19 protein-coding genes and 1 pseudogene are annotated in these 18538 nt (G+C 72.0%); 5 read left to right on the forward strand and 15 right to left on the reverse strand.

Annotation, left to right across the window (positions count from 1 at the left end; genetic code table 11):
• Positions 1-47 precede the first annotated feature (47 nt).
• The 8 genes from JS521_RS11235 to JS521_RS11270 all read right to left on the reverse strand — a co-directional run bounded on the left by JS521_RS11235 (position 48) and on the right by JS521_RS11270 (position 7558).
• A complete protein-coding gene (locus tag JS521_RS11235; protein WP_205082583.1) occupies positions 48-875 on the reverse strand; it encodes an NmrA family NAD(P)-binding protein in 828 nt (275 codons plus the stop codon).
• A 127-nt stretch (positions 876-1002) separates the two neighbouring features.
• Positions 1003-1509 (reverse strand): anthrone oxygenase family protein, encoded by a 507-nt coding sequence (locus JS521_RS11240; RefSeq protein ID WP_307847844.1) that lies wholly within the window; start codon positions 1507-1509, stop codon positions 1003-1005.
• 81 nt (positions 1510-1590) lie between these two features.
• Positions 1591-2187: a hypothetical protein gene (locus JS521_RS11245; RefSeq protein ID WP_205082584.1), complete on the reverse strand. Its 597-nt coding sequence runs from the start codon at positions 2185-2187 to the stop codon at positions 1591-1593.
• Between the two features lie 98 nt (positions 2188-2285).
• The gene (locus JS521_RS11250) at positions 2286-3452 is read right to left on the reverse strand and encodes an ROK family glucokinase (protein ID WP_205082585.1); all 1167 of its coding nucleotides are present in this window, start codon (positions 3450-3452) and stop codon (positions 2286-2288) included.
• 133 nt (positions 3453-3585) lie between these two features.
• Positions 3586-4431: an ATP-binding cassette domain-containing protein gene (locus JS521_RS11255; protein WP_205082586.1), complete on the reverse strand. Its 846-nt coding sequence runs from the start codon at positions 4429-4431 to the stop codon at positions 3586-3588.
• Positions 4428-5474, reverse strand: coding sequence for an ABC transporter permease (locus JS521_RS11260; protein WP_205082587.1), 1047 nt, complete (start codon positions 5472-5474; stop codon positions 4428-4430). The genes JS521_RS11255 and JS521_RS11260 overlap by 4 nt, the downstream gene beginning before the upstream one ends.
• Positions 5471-6475: a sugar ABC transporter substrate-binding protein gene (locus JS521_RS11265; protein WP_443732177.1), complete on the reverse strand. Its 1005-nt coding sequence runs from the start codon at positions 6473-6475 to the stop codon at positions 5471-5473. The genes JS521_RS11260 and JS521_RS11265 overlap by 4 nt, the downstream gene beginning before the upstream one ends.
• Positions 6476-6799: 324 nt before the next feature.
• Positions 6800-7558: a GntR family transcriptional regulator gene (locus JS521_RS11270; protein WP_205082589.1), complete on the reverse strand. Its 759-nt coding sequence runs from the start codon at positions 7556-7558 to the stop codon at positions 6800-6802.
• A 98-nt stretch (positions 7559-7656) separates the two neighbouring features.
• Here JS521_RS11270 and JS521_RS11275 point away from each other — a divergent pair, with 98 nt between their 5' ends.
• The gene (locus JS521_RS11275; RefSeq protein ID WP_205082590.1) at positions 7657-8676 is read left to right on the forward strand and encodes a Gfo/Idh/MocA family protein; all 1020 of its coding nucleotides are present in this window, start codon (positions 7657-7659) and stop codon (positions 8674-8676) included.
• 18 nt (positions 8677-8694) lie between these two features.
• Here the strand turns inward: JS521_RS11275 and JS521_RS36585 are convergent.
• The 3 genes and pseudogenes from JS521_RS36585 to JS521_RS11285 all read right to left on the reverse strand — a co-directional run.
• Positions 8695-8844 (reverse strand): annotated as a pseudogene (locus JS521_RS36585) (cytochrome P450); the annotation flags it as partial.
• A 161-nt stretch (positions 8845-9005) separates the two neighbouring features.
• Positions 9006-9755 carry a response regulator transcription factor gene (locus tag JS521_RS11280; RefSeq protein ID WP_205082591.1) on the reverse strand — a complete coding sequence of 250 codons (750 nt, stop codon included), beginning with the start codon at positions 9753-9755 and terminating at the stop codon, positions 9006-9008.
• A gap of 229 nt (positions 9756-9984) precedes the next feature.
• Complete coding sequence (locus tag JS521_RS11285; RefSeq protein ID WP_205082592.1) at positions 9985-11205, reverse strand: sensor histidine kinase; 1221 nt, start codon at positions 11203-11205, stop codon at positions 9985-9987.
• A 145-nt stretch (positions 11206-11350) separates the two neighbouring features.
• Here JS521_RS11285 and JS521_RS11290 point away from each other — a divergent pair, with 145 nt between their 5' ends.
• Positions 11351-11554, forward strand: a complete 204-nt coding sequence (locus tag JS521_RS11290; RefSeq protein WP_205082593.1) for a hypothetical protein — start codon at positions 11351-11353, stop codon at positions 11552-11554.
• Here the strand turns inward: JS521_RS11290 and JS521_RS11295 are convergent.
• A complete protein-coding gene (locus JS521_RS11295) occupies positions 11544-12482 on the reverse strand; it encodes a DMT family transporter (RefSeq protein ID WP_205082594.1) in 939 nt (312 codons plus the stop codon). The two genes, JS521_RS11290 and JS521_RS11295, sit on opposite strands and share 11 nt — an antisense overlap.
• Before the next feature lie 185 nt (positions 12483-12667).
• Between JS521_RS11295 and JS521_RS11300 the strand changes: the two genes are divergently transcribed.
• The 3 genes from JS521_RS11300 (at position 12668) to JS521_RS11310 (ending at position 15193) form a co-directional block, all read left to right on the forward strand.
• Positions 12668-13309 carry a TetR/AcrR family transcriptional regulator gene (locus JS521_RS11300; protein WP_205082595.1) on the forward strand — a complete coding sequence of 214 codons (642 nt, stop codon included), beginning with the start codon at positions 12668-12670 and terminating at the stop codon, positions 13307-13309.
• A gap of 113 nt (positions 13310-13422) precedes the next feature.
• Positions 13423-14196 carry an SDR family NAD(P)-dependent oxidoreductase gene (locus JS521_RS11305; RefSeq protein WP_205082596.1) on the forward strand — a complete coding sequence of 258 codons (774 nt, stop codon included), beginning with the start codon at positions 13423-13425 and terminating at the stop codon, positions 14194-14196.
• A 166-nt stretch (positions 14197-14362) separates the two neighbouring features.
• Positions 14363-15193 (forward strand): aldo/keto reductase, encoded by an 831-nt coding sequence (locus JS521_RS11310; RefSeq protein ID WP_205082597.1) that lies wholly within the window; start codon positions 14363-14365, stop codon positions 15191-15193.
• 133 nt (positions 15194-15326) lie between these two features.
• Here JS521_RS11310 and JS521_RS11315 read toward each other — a convergent pair whose 3' ends face one another.
• The 3 genes from JS521_RS11315 to allB all read right to left on the reverse strand — a co-directional run bounded on the left by JS521_RS11315 (position 15327) and on the right by allB (position 18437).
• Complete coding sequence (locus JS521_RS11315) at positions 15327-15656, reverse strand: putative quinol monooxygenase (RefSeq protein ID WP_205082598.1); 330 nt, start codon at positions 15654-15656, stop codon at positions 15327-15329.
• A 178-nt stretch (positions 15657-15834) separates the two neighbouring features.
• The gene (gene alc, locus JS521_RS11320) at positions 15835-16956 is read right to left on the reverse strand and encodes an allantoicase (protein WP_205082599.1); all 1122 of its coding nucleotides are present in this window, start codon (positions 16954-16956) and stop codon (positions 15835-15837) included.
• A 137-nt stretch (positions 16957-17093) separates the two neighbouring features.
• Positions 17094-18437, reverse strand: a complete 1344-nt coding sequence (gene allB, locus JS521_RS11325; RefSeq protein WP_205082600.1) for an allantoinase AllB — start codon at positions 18435-18437, stop codon at positions 17094-17096.
• Positions 18438-18538: the final 101 nt, after the last annotated feature.

Here is an 18538-nt window from a genome sequence, read left to right on the forward strand (position 1 = left end):
GTCCGGATTCCCGGTTCCGCGGACCACCACTGCTCGAAAAGGAGCGGTCAGACGTTCCAGGCGCCGGCCGCGGCCGCTTCCTTGGCGTAGTCCGCGAAATCCTTGGGCTCCCGCCCGAGGGCTTCGCGGACACCGTGCACCACGCTCGCGTTCCGGCCGTCCACGATCAGCGTGAAGAGGTCCGCGAACTCCTCCGGCTCGCCCAGCTGCCGCAGCGCCGCACGGTAGTCGTCGACGCTGACCGGGATGTAGGCGATGGTCCGGCCGGTGGCGGCCGACAGCTCGCGGGCCACGTCGTGGAAGCTCAGCAGCCGCGGGCCGGAGAGCTCGTACGTCTTGCCGATGTGGCGGTCGTCGGTGAGCGCGGCGACCGCCACGTCGGCGATGTCGTCGGCGTCCACGAAGGGCTCGACGGCGTCACCGGTCGGCAGCGCCAGCTCACCGGCGAGAACCGGGTCGAGGAAGAAGCTCTCGCTGAAGTTCTGGTTGAACCAGTTGCAGCGGACGACGGTCCAGTCGCAACCGGACGCCTTGAGCGCGTCCTCGCTCGCGACCGCCCCTTCCTCGCCCCGACCGGAGAGCAGCACGAGGCGCTTGACACCCCGCTGCACCGCGACGGAGGCGAACCGTCCGATGGCCTCCTTGGCGCCGGGGAACGCCAGGTCCGGGTAGTAGGTGACGTAGACCGCGGAGACTCCGTCGAGAGCGGCCTCCCAGGTGTTCTCGTCCTCCCAGACGAAGGGGGTCTCGCTGGAGCGCGAGCCGACGCGGGTCGGGCGGCCGAGCGTCTCCAGACGCTCGACGACGCGCCGCCCGGTCTTGCCGGTGCCGCCGATGACGAGGATGGGCTCTGTGTTCTGTCCGTTAGTGCTCATGACTTCATTAAAGTCTCCGGAGTGCAGACGGTGAATAGCTCACAGGCTCAGTTTCATTCGCCATCGTCTCATTCCGTGAAGCTTCACGTAGGCATCACGTCGCAGCGCGGCGACAGTCGGCGCCCGCTCAGCCGGTGACAGCCAGCGCGACCAGGACGAAGGCGGCGGTCGCGCACAGGGTGCGCAGGACGTGCAGAGCGGCCCACCGGCCCTCGAAGGCGGTGCGGGCAGCCCGGTCGCCGCCCCGCCCCTTCGACGCCTCCAGCGCGTTGTTCAGCGGGACGTTGCCACCCGAGGTGATCAGGTGTCCCACCAGAGCGCACACGGCCGCGACGCCCACCAGGGTGGTGTCGACGGCGGCCCTGCCGTCCGGCTCGACGAAGAACGAGGCCGCCGGGAACGCGAGCGACCCGAGGAAGAGCAGCAGGAAGAGCGGGCCGGGAACCTTGCGGTTCACCACCCGCATGACCAGGGTGAACGACGCGTCGTCCACCTCTTTGAGCGCGGGCATGACACCCGACATGAAAGCGATCATGTACCCGGCGTACAGACCGGTACAGGCAAGGGCGAGGATCTCCAGAACTTCGGGCATGGCGATCATCATCGCGGTCCGGGGCAGTCCTTCGCAGGACATCTTTGAGACGAGCCGAGGACGAGCGGCCGGTTCTCGGCCCCTCGGGGGCCTGGGCTCACGACCGCCCCACCCAGGGGAGAGTCAGGGGGTCGCCGCCGATACGACATACACGACAGGACTGGCCGGATCGGTCATGTTGACCGTGATGTTCTGGGTGGGGCGCGGCTTCTTGTTGCTGTGCGTGGTGCCTGCCCAGTGCTCGCCCGGGCCGAAGGACCAGCCGGTGATCTTGATGTCCCGCGGGCTGATCGTGATCTTCTCCGGTTCCAGTGCCGCGCGCCCGGTGCCCACCCCGGTCAGGAAGCGGTCGAGACCGGCGGAGGTCGTCCGGAACTTGGCGTACATCCGACTGGCTTTCCAGTTGTTCGTCTCGTAATACTGCACACCCTGCCCGTTGCCGGGAATCGGGATCTCGAAGATCCGGCGCTGCATCTTGGAGGGCCAGCCCTCGCGCAGCCCCTGGGCGGCCGCCTCGGTCTCCTTGTCCATGCCCGAGCGGCGGCTCTGGCCGGCCGAGATCAGCAGGTAGCCGGCCGGGATGCCGATCAGCAGCACGATGATCGTGGCGGTGATGAAGCGCCGCTTGAACACATGCCGGGGATCCTCGGGCGGCTTGCCCTCGCCGTCGCCCGGAGAGTCCGACTGGTGCGGCACCACGGGGTGCTCGGCTGCGATCATGATCAGGTGGTCCCTAAGGTGCTGCGGCGACGGCGTGCTCAGAAAGAGGTACGGAACAGGCGTACTGAAGGGTGGACGCCGGAAAAGGCGCCCGCGGTTCAGTCGCCGGTCCGGGTGGACCGCGTGTTGCGGATGGTGCTCGCCGCCTGGTCGTAGATCTGGGCGTACCGCTCGTACCGCTCGACGCGCCGCCGGTTGGCCCGGCGGAATCGGCGGGCGACCAGCCGCGCCAGGTCCGCGGCGCCGACCATACCCGCCTCGGGGCCGAGCTGCGCCTTCGCGATCCTCGCCTCGGGGCGGTAGCCGCGGCCGGTGAGGTGGCGCTTGAAGGCGTCGCGGGCGGGGTTGATCAGGAGGTCGTCGGCGGCGCTGACACCGCCTCCGATGACGAAGCAGGAGGGGTCGAGCGCGGCGGCCAGGTTGGCGATGCCGATGCCGAGCCACTGGCCGATGTCCTGGAGGAGTTCGATGCACATCGCATCGCCCTCGCGGGCCAGTTCGGTGATGAGGGGCCCGGTGATGTCGGGGATGTTCCCCTTCACCCGGTCCAGCAGGTAGTGGGCGACCGGGGAGTCGGCGGCGGCCAGTTCCCTGGCCTCCCGGACGAGTGCGTTGCCGGAGCTGTACTGCTCCCAGCAGCCCCGGTTGCCGCAGGGGCAGCGGTGGCCCGAGGGCACGACCTGCATGTGGCCGAACTCACCGGCGACCCCGTACTTGCCGCGCTTGACCTGGCCGTCCTCCAGGATCGCGCCGCCGATCCCCGTACCGAGGGTGATCATGACGAGGTGGTCCTCGCCGCGCCCCGCGCCGAAGCGCCATTCCGCCCAGGCGGCGGTGTTGGCGTCGTTGTCGACCATGACGGGGACGACGAGGCGGGAGGCGATCGCGTCGCGCAGGGGCTCGTCGCGCCAGGCGAGGTGCGGGGCGAACAGGACCTTGGAGCGGTCGGCGTCCACCCAGCCGGCCGCCCCGATGCCCACCGCGTGGACGTCGTGGCGGTCGGAGAGGTCCAGGACCAGTTCGACGATGGTGTCCTCGACGACCTTGGGGCTCTTGGACTTGTCGGGCGTCTCGGTGCGGATCTTCTCCAGGATGTTGCCGTCGGCGTCGACGACGCCCGCCATCACCTTCGTACCGCCGATGTCGATCCCGACCGTGGGGACGCGGGGCGCGGACAGGTGCGAGCGGCGTTCCTTGGTGCCGACCGTCTTGAGGACGGTGGCGCGGGCGGAGCCGCGGTGGGCGAAGTCGCGGTACGTGCTCATCGTCCCTGCGGGGTCTGAGGGGCCGGGCCGCTGTCGCGGCCGGCGGCGGACGGCGCCCGCCGCGCTCGATTCTGCCACTGCCCGGCCCCGGTGGTCCGGTGGGCGGGGTCGGCCGCGCCGGGGCGGTCGGGACTCAGGGGGCCTCGCCCTTCGTGCCGAGGCCGCCCGGGAGGGTGGGCGTCGGGGTGCGCTCCAGCTCGTGGCTGAGCTCCTCCAGCTCGCCGCCGCCCGCCATCTGCCGGGTCAGCTCGTCGAGCGTGACGTCGTCCTTGGTGTGGCTGCCGGACATCACGCCGCGCTTGAGGAGGATGAACCGGTCGCCGACGAGGTGGGCGTGGTGCGGGTTGTGGGTGATGAGGACCACGCCGAGCCCGGCGTCGCGGGCGGCCGCCACGTACTTGAGGACCACGCCGGACTGCTTGACGCCGAGTGCGGCGGTCGGCTCGTCCAGGACGAGGACCTTGGCGCCGAAGTAGACGGCGCGGGCGATGGCCACGCACTGGCGCTCGCCGCCGGACAGGGTGCCGATGGGCTGGTCGACGTCGCGCAGGTCGATGCCCATGCGGAGCAGTTCCGTACGGGTCGTCTCCCGCATCCTGCGGACGTCGAGGCGCTTGAAGGGGCCGACGCCGGTCGTGGGCTCGGAGCCGAGGAAGAAGTTCCGCCAGACCGGCATCAGCGGGACGACGGCGAGGTCCTGGTAGACGGTGGCGATGCCCCGGTCCAGGGCGTCGCGCGGGTTGGCGAGGGTGGTCTCCTCGCCGTCGATCAGGAAGCGTCCGGCGTCGTGCCGGTGCAGCCCAGCGATGATCTTGATGAGGGTGGACTTGCCTGCGCCGTTGTCGCCGAGGACGCAGGTGATCTCGCCCGCGTGGACCTCAAGCGAGACGTGTTCCAGGGCCTTGATGTTGCCGTAGAACTTGGACACGTCGTCCAGCTCGACGAGCGGTCCCGCGGTCTCTTCAGGGGTGGCCGTCATGACGTCGCCTCCGCGCGCTTGCGCACCCACGCGTTGAGCAGGGTGGCCAGGAGCAGCATCGCTCCCAGGAAGAATTTGAACCAGTCCGGGTTCCACTCGGCGTAGACGATGCCCTTGCTGGTCATGCCGAAGATGAAGGCGCCAACCGCCGAGCCGATCGCGGAGCCGTAGCCGCCGGTGATCAGGCAGCCGCCGATGACGGCCGCGATGATGTACGTCAGCTCGTTGCCGACGCCCTCGCCGGACTGGACGACGTCGTAGCTGAACAGCAGGTGCTGGCCGGAGATCCAGGCGGCGAAGGCGACGCCGAGGTAGAGCCCGATCTTGGTGCGGATGACGGGGACGCCGACCGCGCGGGCGGCGTCGGCCTCGCCGCCGACGGCGAAGATCCAGTTGCCGAAGCGGGTACGGAGCAGGATCCAGGTGGCGATGGCGACCAGGGCGATCCACCACAGGATGGTCACCTTGAACTCGACGCTGCCCACGGTCAGCGTCGAGGCGAACAGGGCGTGCGCCGAGTCGAAGCCCTCCATGTCACCGATGGCCTTGGTGGAGACGGTGCCGCTGATGAGCTTGGTGAAGCCGAGGTTCAGGCCGGTCAGCATCAGGAACGTGCCGAGCGTGATGATGAAGCTGGGCAGTTTGGTGCGGGTCAGCATGAAGCCGTTGAACGCGCCGATGGCGAGCGTGACCAACAGCGAGACGAGGACGCCGACCCAGACGTTGGCGGTCATCTGGTAGCTGAACATCGACGAGATCAGCGCGGAGCTGGTCACCATGACGCCGGCGGAGAGGTCGAACTCGCCGCCGATCATCAGCAGGGCGACCGGGGCCGCCATGATGCCGAGGACCGAGGCCGCGTACAGCACGGTGCCGAAGCTGGAGGCCTGGAGGAAGCTGTCGGCGACGATCGCGAAGAACAGGAAGACGGCTGCCGCGCCGACGACCGAGCCCAGCTCGGGGCGGCCGAGCAGCTTGCGCAGCGGTGAGGTGCGCACGAGGCGTTCGTCCAGCCGGTCGGGCGCGGCGGTGGAGCCGCTCATCGGGTGCCCCGCTTGGTGTAGTCGGCGAGCGCGTCGGCGTCGTCCTTGGTGATCACCTGCGGGCCGGTGAGGACGGGGAGGCCGCCGCCGAGGACGTTGCGGTTGTAGCGGTAGAGCCAGAGCAGGTCGACGGCCTGGTAGCCCTGGAGGTAGGGCTGCTGGTCGACGGCGAAGCCGAGCTTGTCGTCCTGGAGGCCGGTGGCGACCTTGGCGTTCAGGTCGAAGGTGTCGATCTCGGCGTCGCTGCCCGCGGTCTGCTTGGCCTGGACGGCCGCGTCGGCGAAGGGGGCGCCGAGGGTGACGACCGCGTCGATGCTCTTGTCGGACTGGAGCTTGGCCTCGATGGACGCGGTGACGTCGGGCATGTTGGTGCCGTCGACGTACAGGTTCTGCATCGTGCCGTCGAAGGTCTTCTTCGCGCCGGCGCAGCGCTGCTCGTGGCCCACGTTGCCCTGCTCGTGCAGGACGCACAGGACCTTCTTGCGGTCCCGGCCGTTCAGCTCGTCGCCCACGGCCTCACCGGCGATGGTCTCGTCCTGGCCGATGTGGGTGAGCGCCCCGAACTCCTTCGACTCGGCGGAGCCGGAGTTCACGGTGACGACCGGGATGCCCGCCTTGACGGCCTTGGCGACGACGGCCTTCATCGCGTCGGGCTTGGCCAGCGAGACGATCAGCCCGTCGACCTTCTTGTCGATCGCGGTCTGGACGAGCTGGGCCTGCTGGTTGGCCTCGTCGTTGTGCGAGTAGAGGAAGTTGATGTTGTCCTTGACGGCGGCCTGCTCGGCGCCCTTCTGGACGATGTCCCAGAAGGTGTCGCCGTCGCCCGAGTGGGTGACCATGGCGAAGGTCCAGCGCGGGGTGTTCACCGCGGCCCGCCCCTCGGCGGCCTCGGCCGCGCGTTCTTCCGCCCGCTTGCCGCCGGTGCTGCTGCATCCCGCGGCTGCCAGCACCACTGCCAGCACGGCGCCCATCGCGCGTACCCCTGTCCGAACCCTTGCCACGACGCCGTGCCCTTCTGCTGCTGCTCGCTGTGCGGTTGCCCGGGCCGGGGTGTGTACGGCCCCGGGCCGGCTGCCAAGTATCCCCGAGCCCTGCCCGGGCCCGCCCGCGGCCCCGCCCGTCCGGCGTTCACGGACGGAACGCTTGTGCGGGTCGGCCGACGGACACGGAGCCTGGGGCACGGGGGGCGTCGAGCGCAACCCGTGTGCCCGGACCTCTTCGCCCCGCCCGTCAAGTCCGTCCGGCGGGTCTGGGCGGCCCCGCGCCCCTTTCAAGCCCGTCTTCAAGCCCGGACGGGCTTCATCGGGTGGGCCCGGTCGTGACGGCTACGGGCGTATCAGGAGCTGGAACTCGAACGCGTACCGCGCCGCCCGGTAGACGTGGGCGCCGAACTCGACCACCCGCCCCGTGTCGTCGTACGTCGTCCGCTCCATCGTGAGCAGCGGCGCCCCCGGCTCCTCGTCCAGGGCGTCGGCCTCCCCCGTCGTCGCGGCGCGCGCGCCCACTGACTGTCGGGCGCTGTGCAGCGTGATGCCGGACGCCCGCATCAGCCGGTAGAGGCCCGTCGCCTCCAGCTCCTCGGTGCGCAGGGGCAGCAGCCCCGGCGGCAGATGGTTGCGCAGGAGGGCCATCGGCTCGCCGTGCGCGCTGCGCAGCCGTTCCACGAGGTGGACCTCGCTGCCCTCGACGACGCCGAGCGCCGCGGCGACCTCGGCGGTGGCCGGTTCCGTGGTGTTGCGCAGGACCGTGGTGGCGGGCCGCTGCCCGGCCGCCTCCAGGTCGTCGTAGAGCGAGCTGAGCTCCAGCGGGCGGCGGACCTGGCTGTGGACGACCTGGGTGCCGACCCCCCTCCGCCGCACCATCAGCCCCTTGTCCACCAGCGACTGGATGGCCTGGCGGACGGTCGGCCGCGACAGGCCGAGGCGGGCGGCGAGGTCGATCTCGTTCCCGAGCAGGGCGCCGGGAGCCAGCCGGCCCTGCTCCACGGCGGCTTCCAACTGCTGCGCCAGCTGGAAGTAGAGCGGCACCGGGCTGGTGCGGTCCACGCTCAGCGGCAGCGGCCGGTCGGTTCCATGTGCGGTCACGGGGCGAGCGTAGTTCGCTTGTCCGGACATAGCCATGGCATGGCGTTTGTCAGGACAAACGCTTGACATGGTGACCGGGCGAACGCCACCTTGGGCCCATGCGCATCGGACTGATCGGAACGGGACGGATCGGCACATTCCATGCGGAGGTGCTGAGCCGTCATCCCGCCGTGGACGCCCTGCTGCTGGCGGACGCGGACCCGGAGCGGGCCGCCGCGGCCGCCCTGCGGACCGGGGGGACGGCGGTCACGGTGGACGATCTGTTCACCGGGGCGGGCGAGGCCCAGGGGCTGCCCGACGCCGTCGTGATCTGTTCGGCGACCGCCGCCCACGCCGGGCTCATCGCCCGGGCCGCCCGCACCGGGCTGCCGGTCTTCTGCGAGAAGCCGATCGCCCTGGACCTGCCCGGCACGCTCGCCGCGCTGGCCGAGGTCGAGGCGGCGGGGAGCCTGCTCCAGCTCGGCTTCATGCGGCGCTTCGACGCCGGGTACGGCGAGGCCAGGGCCGCCGTACGGGAGGGGAGGCTCGGCCGGCTGCACACCGTGCGGGCGGTCACCTCCGACCCCACGCCGCCGCCCGCCGCCTACCTCCCGCTCTCCGGCGGGCTGTACCGCGACTGCCTGGTCCACGACTTCGACATCCTGCGCTGGGTGACCGGCCGCGAGGTGAGCGAGGTGTACGCCACCGGCTCGGACACCGGGCCCGCGATGTTCCGGGAGGCCGGGGACGTGGACACGGCCGCCGCCCTGCTCACCCTCGACGACGGGACGCTCGCCACCGCCACCGCGACCCGGTGCAACGGCGCCGGGTACGACGTACGGATGGAGCTGGCCGGCGAGCTGGACCAGATCGCCGTCGGCCTGGACGACCGTACGCCGCTGACCTCGGCCGAGCCGGGCGGTCCCGGCGCCCCGGCGAAGCCCTGGCCGGGCTTCCTGGAACGGTTCGCCCCGGCGTACGAGGCGGAGCTGGACGCGTTCCTGCGCGTGGTCCGCGGCGAGCTGGCCAACCCGTGCGACGGGCGGGAGGCCCTGCACGCCCTGCGGATCGCCGAGGCGTGCGAGGTCTCCCGCCGGGAACGCCGTCCGGTGGCGATGACCGAGATCCCCGGCGGCTGAGCTGCCGGAAACCACTCGCTACCAGGCGACCGGAAGGCTCAGCGGCCCCCGCATCAGCATCCCGGCACGCCAGGCGAGCGTCGCCGGGTCGGCGGTCAGCCGGAGGTCCGGGCAGCGCTCCAGCAGTGACCGGATCGCGATCCTGGCCTCGATACGGGCCAGCGGCGCAGCGGGAGGGGTCGCGGGTGAACTGCTCGCCGAGCGCGGCGAGATCGACCAGGGGCTGGGCGGTCAACGCGGTTCCCTCCGGTAGGAGTTGCGGCGGACAGGGAGGGCGGGTGATCCGGACGTGCCCTCACAGCGCGCCGGGCAGCCCTCGCGTGCTCCGCTCAGCGTAGGCCGCCGCCGTCCTCCTGGTCCGTGTCGAGGAGTCCCGCGTCATGGACCAACAGGGCGATCTGTACGCGGTTGTTGAGTTCGAGTTTGGCGAGAATCCGTGAGACGTGGGTCTTGACGGTGGCGACGCTGAGGTAGAGGGAGCCCGCGATCTCCGCGTTGGAGCCGCCGCGTCCGACGGCGACGGCGACTTCCCTCTCCCGTTCGGCGAGTTGGCCGAAACGCCTGCGTGCGCGCTCGGCGCGGCCGCCCCGGTCGTCGTGCCCGCCGCCTGCGGCGCGGGCCATCAACTGGCGGGTGACGGCGGGCGAGAGCACCGGATCCCCGGCGGCGACCCGGCGGACCGAGTCGACGATCCGGGCGGGCGGGGTGTCTTTCAGGACGAATCCCGCCGCCCCGGCCCGGATGGCCCGCAGGACCTGTTCGTCGGCGTGGAAGGTGGTGAGGACGACGACTTCGGGGGCGTCGGGCCGGCGCCGCAGCCGCTCGGTCGCGGTGAGTCCGTCCATGACCGGCATCCGGATGTCCATCAGGACGACGTCGGGGCGCAGCCGTTCGACCAGTTCCTCGGCCTCCTGGCCGTCCGCGCCCTCCCCCACGATGTCGATGCCCTCGTCGCCGCCGAGCATCAGCGTCAGCCCTGCCCGGACCAGCGGGTCGTCGTCGACGATCAGCAGCCGGACCGGCGGTCCGGGCGGAGGCGCGGGGGAGGCCGGGGGTGTCGGGGACGCCGGGGTGTTCATGACGGCCACCGTAGCCAGCCGGTGCGCGGCGCCGGTACGGCGGGCGTCGATCGTCCCCGTGCGGACGGCTTCACCCGATCCTGTACGGAGCGCGTCACCGGTTCCCGTATGGACCGCTTCACCCGCTCCCGTACGGACCGCTTCACCCGCTCCCGTACGGACCGCTTCACCCGCTCCCGTACCGCGCCCACCCGTACAGCGGGCGTCACCCGATCCCGTACGGCCCCCGTCACGCGGCGGGCCACGGCAGTCGGGCCCGGACCGAGAAGCCGCCGTTCTTCGTCGGGCCGTGTTCCAGCTCTCCCCCGGCGAGGGTGGCGCGTTCGGTGAGGCCGATGAGTCCCTGGCCCGAGCCCGGAACCCGTTCGAAGGGTTCGGTGGGAGCGGGGTTCTCCACCTCCACGGTGAGGCCCTCGCCGGGGCCGCCCGTCACGGTGAGGGAGACCTCGGTGCCGGGCGCGTGCTTACGGGCGTTGGTCAAGGCCTCCTGGGCGATCCGGTAGACCGTGCGGCCGGTAGCGGCGGGGGCGTCCCCGGCGGCGGTGACCCGGTTGTCGACGGCGACCTTCATGCCCGCGAGCCGGGACTCGGCGACGAGGGCGTCCAGGGTGGCGAGGGTGGGCTGCGGCCGGTGCGCCTCGTCGGTGTCGCCGGGTCCGCGCAGGACGCCGATGATCTCGCGGAGGTCCTGGAGGGCCTCGTGGGCGCTGTCCCGGATGACTCCGGCGGCCCGGCCGACCTCGGCGGCAGGGGCGTCGGGCCGGAATTCGAGGGCCCCGGCGTGCACGCTGAGCAGGGTCAGCCGGTGGGCCAGGACGTCGTGCATCTCGCGGGCGATGGCCTCCCGGGCAAGGCGCTGGGCCTGTTCGGCGCGCAGTTCCGCCTCGGCCTCGGCGCGGCGGGCCCGTTCGCGGAGGCTGACGACGAGCTGGCGCCGGGAACGTACGGCCATGCCCCAGCTGATCACCAGGAGGATCAGCAGCACGCCGAAGACGACCGAGGCGAGGAAGGAGGTCTCCGGGTCGGGGCGCAGGAGCGGTTGCACCGGCACCAGGGCCAGTGCGAGCGCCCCGACGACCGCGACCGGCTTGAACGGGCGGTGGACGGCCAGGCTGAAGAGGGCGACCAGCAGGGCACCGGCGGCCACGGGCTCGACGACCGACAGGACGGTCAGGGCGACGGCGAGTGCGACGGGCCAGCGGCGCCGGAGCCAGAGGGCGCAACAGGCCAGCGCGCCGACGATCGAGTCCACGAAGACGACGACGTCGGCCGTGGTGTCGTCGGCCTCGATCGTGCCGAGGGCGAGCAGGCCGATGCCCGCGGCGATGAGGAAGGCCGTGATGTCGACGGCCCAGTCCCGGACGGTCCGCCGCGTCCGGACCCGGTCGTCCGGCAGCTCGGGGTCGGCCATCGCCGACGGAAGCAGCCAGCGGTACTCGGTGCGCGTCATGTCGACAAAGTTACGCAGCCGGAGGGCCCGATAGGGCTCCGAGCGGCGCGGGAGCTACCAAAGTCGCACCCTGCGCTACTTTCGGCGCGGCGGACGGAACCGGTGGCCGACGCGGCGGGTCCGGGCCGGACGGGAGGCTCGGCCCATGAAGAAAATCGTCGAGACGATCGGGTTCCTCGTCTTCATCCAGGGCGTGGGCGGGCTGCTGTACGAGTGGACGGGCTGGTTCCGGTTCTGGACGCTGGTGCGGCACATCGACTTCCTCAGCGACCGCACGCTGTTCGTGAACATCGTGCTGATCGTGGCGGGGGCCGCCGTGATGGTCGCGGCGGATTCGATCAAGACCTGACCCGGACACTCCCTGAGGCGGCGCGCCGCCCCCACGCGGTTCCCGCCAGGACGAGCACAGCCCCGGCCACCCCCAGGGCGCCTAGCCGCTCCCCGCCGAGGCTGATGCCGACGGCGGCGGCCCACAGCGGTTCCGTACCGAGCAGCAGGCTGACCCGGGACGGTGAGGTGCGGCGTACGGACCACATCTGCACGAAGAACGCGAACAGCGTGCAGAACACCGAGAGGAAGACCAGGCCCGCCCACTCCCGGGCGCCGAAGTCCGCGGCCGTGCTCCACGGCGAGGCGCCGGTGCCGGGGACGGCGGCGAGCACGGCGAAGACGGCGACCGCGCTGCCGAGCTGGACGGTGGTCAGGGAGAGCGAGTCGGCGTCCCGTACCGCCTTGATCCGGGCCATGGCCAGGACGTGGACCGTACGGGCGAGGGCGGCGAGGAGCATCAGGAGGTCGCCGCCCGAGGGGCTGGTGAACCCGCCGCCCTGGGTCAGCAGGACGACCCCGGCGACGGAGAGCCCGGCCGCCGCGACGAATCCGGCCGACGGGCGGACGCGGGTCACGGCGGCCTCGGCCAGCGGCGTGAAGATCATGGTGAGGCTGATGATCAGCCCGGCGTTGGTGGCGGAGGTGTGCACCACCCCGTACGTCTCCAGCAGGAAGATCCCGCTCAGCACCAGGCCCAGCACTCCGGCGCCCCGCCACTGCGCGCCGGTCAGCGCCCGCAGCTTGCGCCATCCCGTCGCCACGAGCACCGGCAGCACGATCGCGAAGCGCAGGACGAGTACGGCGACGACGGTGTGGGTGGTGGTGATGCCCTTGGCCGCGAGGTAGCTCGCGCCCCAGACGACGGCGACGGCGAGCACGGGCAGGTCGGTGACCCAGGCGCGCCGCGGGGAGATGCTCCCCGGGGCGGGCACGACGGCAGCGGACACGTGGTTCCCCCGGATTCTCCACGGAACGTGATGTGGAGACCTCACCGGCTCGCACGCGGAGTGATCACGCTACCCGCCGGGTTCTGAGTAAGGGAACACCTGTCTCAACGGTCGGATCGTTCCCGGGCATCTCCCGCCGCTCCCTAGACTGACGCCTCGATAACGCTGAGGCACGGAGTGGTCACATGGCGTCGGTAAGGGTGGACGGGCGGGTCGAGCGGGGGAACCAGACCCGGCAGTTGATTCTGGGGCGGGCGGTGCAGATCGCCTCGGTCGAAGGTCTTGAGGGCCTGTCGCTGGGGCGGCTCGCCACCGAGCTGGGGCTGAGCAAGAGCGGGGTGTTCGCCCTCTTCGGCTCGAAGGAGGGGCTCCAACTGGCCACCGTGCGGGGGGCGGTGGCGGTCTATGTCGACCATGTGCTGCGCCCCACCCGGTCGGTGCCACCGGGGCTCGGGCGGGTCTGGCGGCTGTGCGAGGCGTGGATCGCCTACTCCCGCGAGCGGGTGTTCCGGGGCGGCTGCTTCTTCTACGCCGCCACCGCCGAGTTCGACGCCCGCAGCGGCCGGGTGCACGACGCCCTGGCGTCCGCGCAGACGGGCTGGGTCACCTTCGTGGAGGAGACGATCGAGGAGGCCAGGTCCGCCGGGGAGCTGGCCCGGGACACCGACGTGTGCCAGCTGGCCTTCGAGGTGATCGCCCTGCTGGAGCTGGCCAACGCCGAGTCGGTGCTCCAGAACAACAACCTCGGCTACGACAAGGCGGCGCGCGCCATCCTGGACCGGCTGCGGGCGGCGGCGACGGACCCGGGGCTGCTGCCCTTACGGTAGGCGGCCCCGGGCTGCCGTGGGCGTCCGATACCCGCCGGTGTGCGGGCCCCGGCGCGCGTTTGCTGGGAGGTGCCGTCGGAGCGACGGCGATCCCGATCAGCGAGGAACCCGCCATGTCCAGCACCCTGCCCCCGTCCACCACCGTCCCCTCCGGTCCTGCGGGCCGGGCCGCCCTGGTCACCGGGGGCGGCCGGGGCATCGGCGCGGCGACCGCGCTTCGGCTCGCCCAGGACGGCGCGGACGTCGCCGTCACCTATGTACGGGACGAGGCGGCGGCCCGTGCGGTCGTCGCGAAGATCGAGGGCTTCGGCCGCCGGGGCGTCGCCCTGCGCTGCGACGCGGGGGACGCCGACGCGGCCGCCGACGCCGTGCACCGGGCGGCGGACGAGCTCGGCCGGCTCGACATCCTGGTCAACAACGCGGGCATCGGCGTCCTCGGCCCGATCGCGGAGCTGCCCGGTGAGGAGGTGGACCGGACGCTGGCGGTGAACGTGCGGGCGGTCTTCCTCGCCTGCCGGGCGGCGGCGGAGCGGCTGGCGGACGGTGGCCGCATCGTCTCGGTGGGCTCCGCCCTGAGCCGGTACGTGGGCGGGCCCGGCTCCGCCCTCTACGGGCTCAGCAAGTCCGCCCTGGTCGGGCTGACCAAGCCGCTCGCCCGGGAGCTGGGGCCGCGCGGCATCACGGTGAACCTGATCCAGCCCGGCCCCGTCGACACCGATCTCAACCCGGCGGACGGGCCGTTCGCCGAGGGCCAGCGCACGGCGACCGCGCTCGGCCGCTTCGGGACGACGGAGGAGGTCGCCTCGCTCGTCGCGTATCTGGTGAGCGTGGAGGCAGGGTTCATCACCGGCACGGAGATCGTCGTCGACGGCGGCCACGCGGCCTGAGCGACACGACCCGGGAGGCTCCGGCGGTCCGCCGCCCCCAAGGCGCACGCCCGGGGCGTGCGACACCGCCCGGCGCGTGCGACACGGCCCGGGGCGCGCGCCCCGGGCCTGCCGCGCCCCTACGCTGGCCGGGACGGGGCAGCGGCGGGAAGGACGGAACCAGCACATGTCCGGCACACCGGTTCACACGCTCAACGACGGCACACGGCTCCCCGCGGTGGGACTCGGCACCTACCCGCTGGACGACGCGGCGGCCGAGGAGGCCGTCGCCGGGGCCCTGGAGCTGGGCTACCGGCTGGTCGACACGGCCCTCAACTACGGCAACGAGACCGGCACCGGCCGGGGCATCGCCCGCAGCGGCGTCCCCCGCGAGGAGCTCGTCGTCACCACGAAGGTGCCCGGCCGGCACCACGGGTACGAGGAGACGCTCGCCTCCTTCGAGGAGTCACGGGCCCGCCTCGGCGTCGAGTACGTCGACCTCTACCTGATCCACTGGCCGCTTCCCCGGGTCGACAAGTACGTGGACACCTGGAAGGCGATGATCAGGCTCCGCGAGGACGGTCTGGTCCGCTCCATCGGCGTCTCCAACTTCACCGCCGCGCACCTGGAGCGGCTGGAGCGGGAGACGGGCGTGCTGCCCTCGGTGAACCAGATCGAGATGCATCCGCTGCTTCCGCAGGAGGAGCTGCGGGCGGTGCACGCGGCGAAGGGCATCGTCACGGAGAGCTGGAGCCCGCTGGCCCGGGGCCGCGAGGTGCTGGAGGACCCCTCGACCGTGGCGATCGCCCAGGATCACGGGGTGACCCCCGGCCAGGTGGTGCTGCGCTGGCACACGCAGATGGGCGCGGTGCCGATCCCGAAGTCGGCGGACCCGGGGCGGCAGCGCGAGAACTTCGATCTGTTCGGATTCGAGCTGACAGCGCAGGAGTTGACGACGATCGCGTCCGGTAGGCAGCGGCGGTTCGGCGGCGACCCGGAGTCCCACGAGGAGTTCTAGGGCGTACCCGAGCACTTCCAGGGCGTACCCGAGGAGTTCCAGGGTGTGCCCGGAGAGTTCCCGGGTGTGCCCGGGGAGTTCCAGAGCCTGTCGCGGCAGGGTTCGGACGACAGGCCCTGGCGGGGCTCCCGGGTCAGCGGTTGCGCGGGGTGACCTCCGCCATCCGCGACCAGCCGGTGCCCTCCACCTCGACGTTGATGATCTCCGGTACCTCGGCGACCATCTCCGACATCGTCTCGATCGCCGCCTTGAAGTGGTCGGAGTTCACGTGCGCCTCCCCCGCCGCCCCGTCGGCGAAGGCCTCCAGCAGGACGAACTCGTTGGGGTTCTCCACGCTGTAGGACCAGTCGAAGAAGACGTTGCCGGGCTCGCTGCGGGTGGCGACGGTGAAGTCCTCGAGGCGGGGCAGCCAGTTGTCGCGCTCGTGGACGAGGGCGGTGAACTTGACGGCGATGAAGATCATGGAGGGCTCCTGGTCAGGGCGTCGGAAGGTCGAAAACACCGAAGGTGCGGTCCGCCTGCCCCGAGGGCCCGCTCCCCACACCACGACCAGGGTGACACACCCTCACGTAACGGGACCGGCCGGGCACACCGCGATCCCCCTGCGACCGCGGTGCCGCCCGTGCCGTGCCGTTCGTCGGTCAGCCGCCGAGCTCCCGGTGACGGGCCGCCAGGGCGGCGGCGCCTTCGTCGGTGAGCGATCCGTACAGCCGGAGCCGGGAGATGCCGCCGTCCGGGAAGATGTCGACCCGTACGTGGGTGGCCCGGACGGTGCCGTCCAGGACGAAGCGGTGGTTGGTGTCGGGCTGGAGGCGGGTCCGGGGCAGGACCTCCGTCCAGTCGCCGCCCTCGCCGTCCCGTACGGAAAGGCTCGCCCAGCCCGCGGAGTTGCCCTTGAGGTAGGCGGTGTCGATCTCGACGGCCCGGATCCCGGACTGGGCGGCGAGCCGGTAGCTGATCCAGTCGTTGCCCTTGTCGCGCCGGCGGCGGGTCTCCCAGCCGTCGTCCATCTTGCGGGAGCGGCCGGGCTGGATGGTGTTGGTGGCCGGGGAGTAGAAGCGGTCGGAGGCGTCCTCGACCTGGCCGCCGTTCTCCAGGGCGGCGAGGTCGAACGTACCGAGCGCGCCGAGCCAGGCGGGGTCGGGGGCGACCTCTCCGTACACGCGCAGCCGGGCGATCCCGCCGTCCGGGTGCTGGTTGACCCGCAGGTGGGTGAAGCGCTGCTCGGCGTCGACGGCGAACCCGTTGGCCGCGTGGCCGCCGACCGCCGTACGGGGGACGAGCGTCGTCCACTTCACGTCGGGGGCGAGGAGGTCCTCGGGGGACGGGGAGCCGGGCAGCAAGACGGCCTCGACGGAGACGGCCTGCGGGTAGTTGCCGCGGAAGTGGGCGGTGTCCAGGACGATGCCCCGGATGACGCCGGGCGCGCCGAGGCGGACGAGGGCCCAGTCGTGGTCGTCGGCGGTGGGGTGCGGCTCGGCGGCGCTGACGCCGCGTCGGCGGCGGGTCTCCCAGCCGTCCATGATCTTGCCCTTGTGCCCGAAGTGCTCGGGGTCGAAGACGGCGCGCTCGCGGATCAGGAGGTTCTCGCGCTCGGCGAAGAACTCGTCGTTGGCGGCGATCACGCCCGCGCCGAGGCGGCGGTCGGCGAGGTCGACGAGGTGGGTGAAGGGGAAGTCGGCGGTGCGGTGGTCGGCGTACGGGTCGCCGCCGCCGTAAGGGCTGGCGTCGCCGGTGAAGCGGGGTATCGAGGCGTCCGTCATGGTCAGGGGGTCCTTTCGGGCACGGTCGGTGGTCGCGTTCGCGGAGGGGGCCGGTGGGGCCGGTCAGCGGTCCCGGTCGGGGGGAGCCGATGAGGCCGGTTCAGCGGGCCCGGTCGGGGGAGGCCGGTGGGGCCCGGTCAGCGGTCCCGTTCCAGGAGGCGGCCGGTGGGCTCGGCGAGGACGCCGTCGGAGGCGATGCGGACGCCGCGCAGCCAGCTGGAGCGGACCACGCCGTGCAGGGTCTTCCCGGCGTAGGCGGTGACCTGGTTGCGGTGGAAGAGCTCGGCCGGGTCGACGGTGAAGGTCGCCTCGGGCGCGAGGACCGCGAAGTCGGCGTCACGGCCGGCCTCGATGGCGCCCTTGCGGCTCAGGCCGGCCAGCTCGGCGGGGGCGGCGGACATCCAGCGGGCGACGTCGTCGAGGGAGTGGCCGCGCTTGCGGGCCTCGGTCCAGATGGCGGGCAGGCCGAGCTGGAGGGAGGAGATGCCGCCCCAGGCGGAGGCGAAGTCCGGGGTCTTGAGATCCGTGGTGCAGGGCGAGTGGTCGCTGACGATGCAGTCGATGATGCCGTCGGCGAGCCCGGCCCACAGGGTGTCCTGGTTGGCGGCCTCGCGGATCGGCGGGCAGCACTTGAACTCGGTTGCCCCGTCCGGGACTTCCTCGGCGGTCAGGGTGAGGAAGTGCGGGCAGGACTCGACGGTGACCCGGACGCCCTCGCGCTTGGCGGCGGCGATCAGCGGCAGCGCGTCGCTGGAGGAGAGGTGCAGGACGTGGACGCGGGCGTTCAGCCGCTTGGCGTGGGCGATGAGCCCCTCGATCGCGGTGTTCTCGGCGTCGCGCGGGCGGGAGGCGAGGAAGTCCGCGTAGGCGGGGCCGGAGCGCTGCGGGGCGTCGGCCAGGTGGTGCGGGTCCTCGGCGTGGACGATGAGCAGTCCGCCGAACCCGGCGATCTCCGCCATGGAACGGGCCAGTTGCTCCTGGTCCAGCTCCGGGAACTCCTCGACGCCGGAGGGCGACAGGAAGCACTTGAAGCCGAAGACCCCGGCGTCGTACAGCGGGCGCAGGTCCTTGACGTTGGAGGGGAGCGCGCCGCCCCAGAAGCCGGTGTCGACGTGCGCCTTGGGGGCGGCGACCTGCTGCTTGGTCCGCAGGTTCTCGACGGTGGTGGTCGGCGGGAGGGAGTTGAGCGGCATGTCCAGGAGGGTGGTGATGCCGCCTGCCGCCGCCGCGCGGGTGGCGGTCCAGAAGCCCTCCCACTCGGTGCGGCCGGGGTCGTTCACATGGACGTGGGTGTCGACCAGGCCGGGCAGCAGGACATCGTCGCCGAAATCCTCCAGGCGGGCGCCGGCGGGCACCTCGGCGTCGTACGGCAGGACCGCGTCGATCGTCCCGCCCGCGACGGCGACCGCCGCCGGGCGGGTGCCCTCGGGGGTGACGACGCGCGTCGAGCGCAGTACCAGGTTCACGTCCACACCGGACACCCGTGCTCCTTCACTCCAAAATGATCACAACAGGCATTCAACGAGCTCAGAAATTCAACGAACTGTTGAAGCTCGGATGGAGTCTTCACTCGGGAATCGCC

It is taken from the genome of Streptomyces durocortorensis, assembly GCF_016901035.1.
In the GTDB taxonomy this organism is placed as follows: Bacteria; Actinomycetota; Actinomycetes; order Streptomycetales; family Streptomycetaceae; genus Streptomyces; species Streptomyces durocortorensis.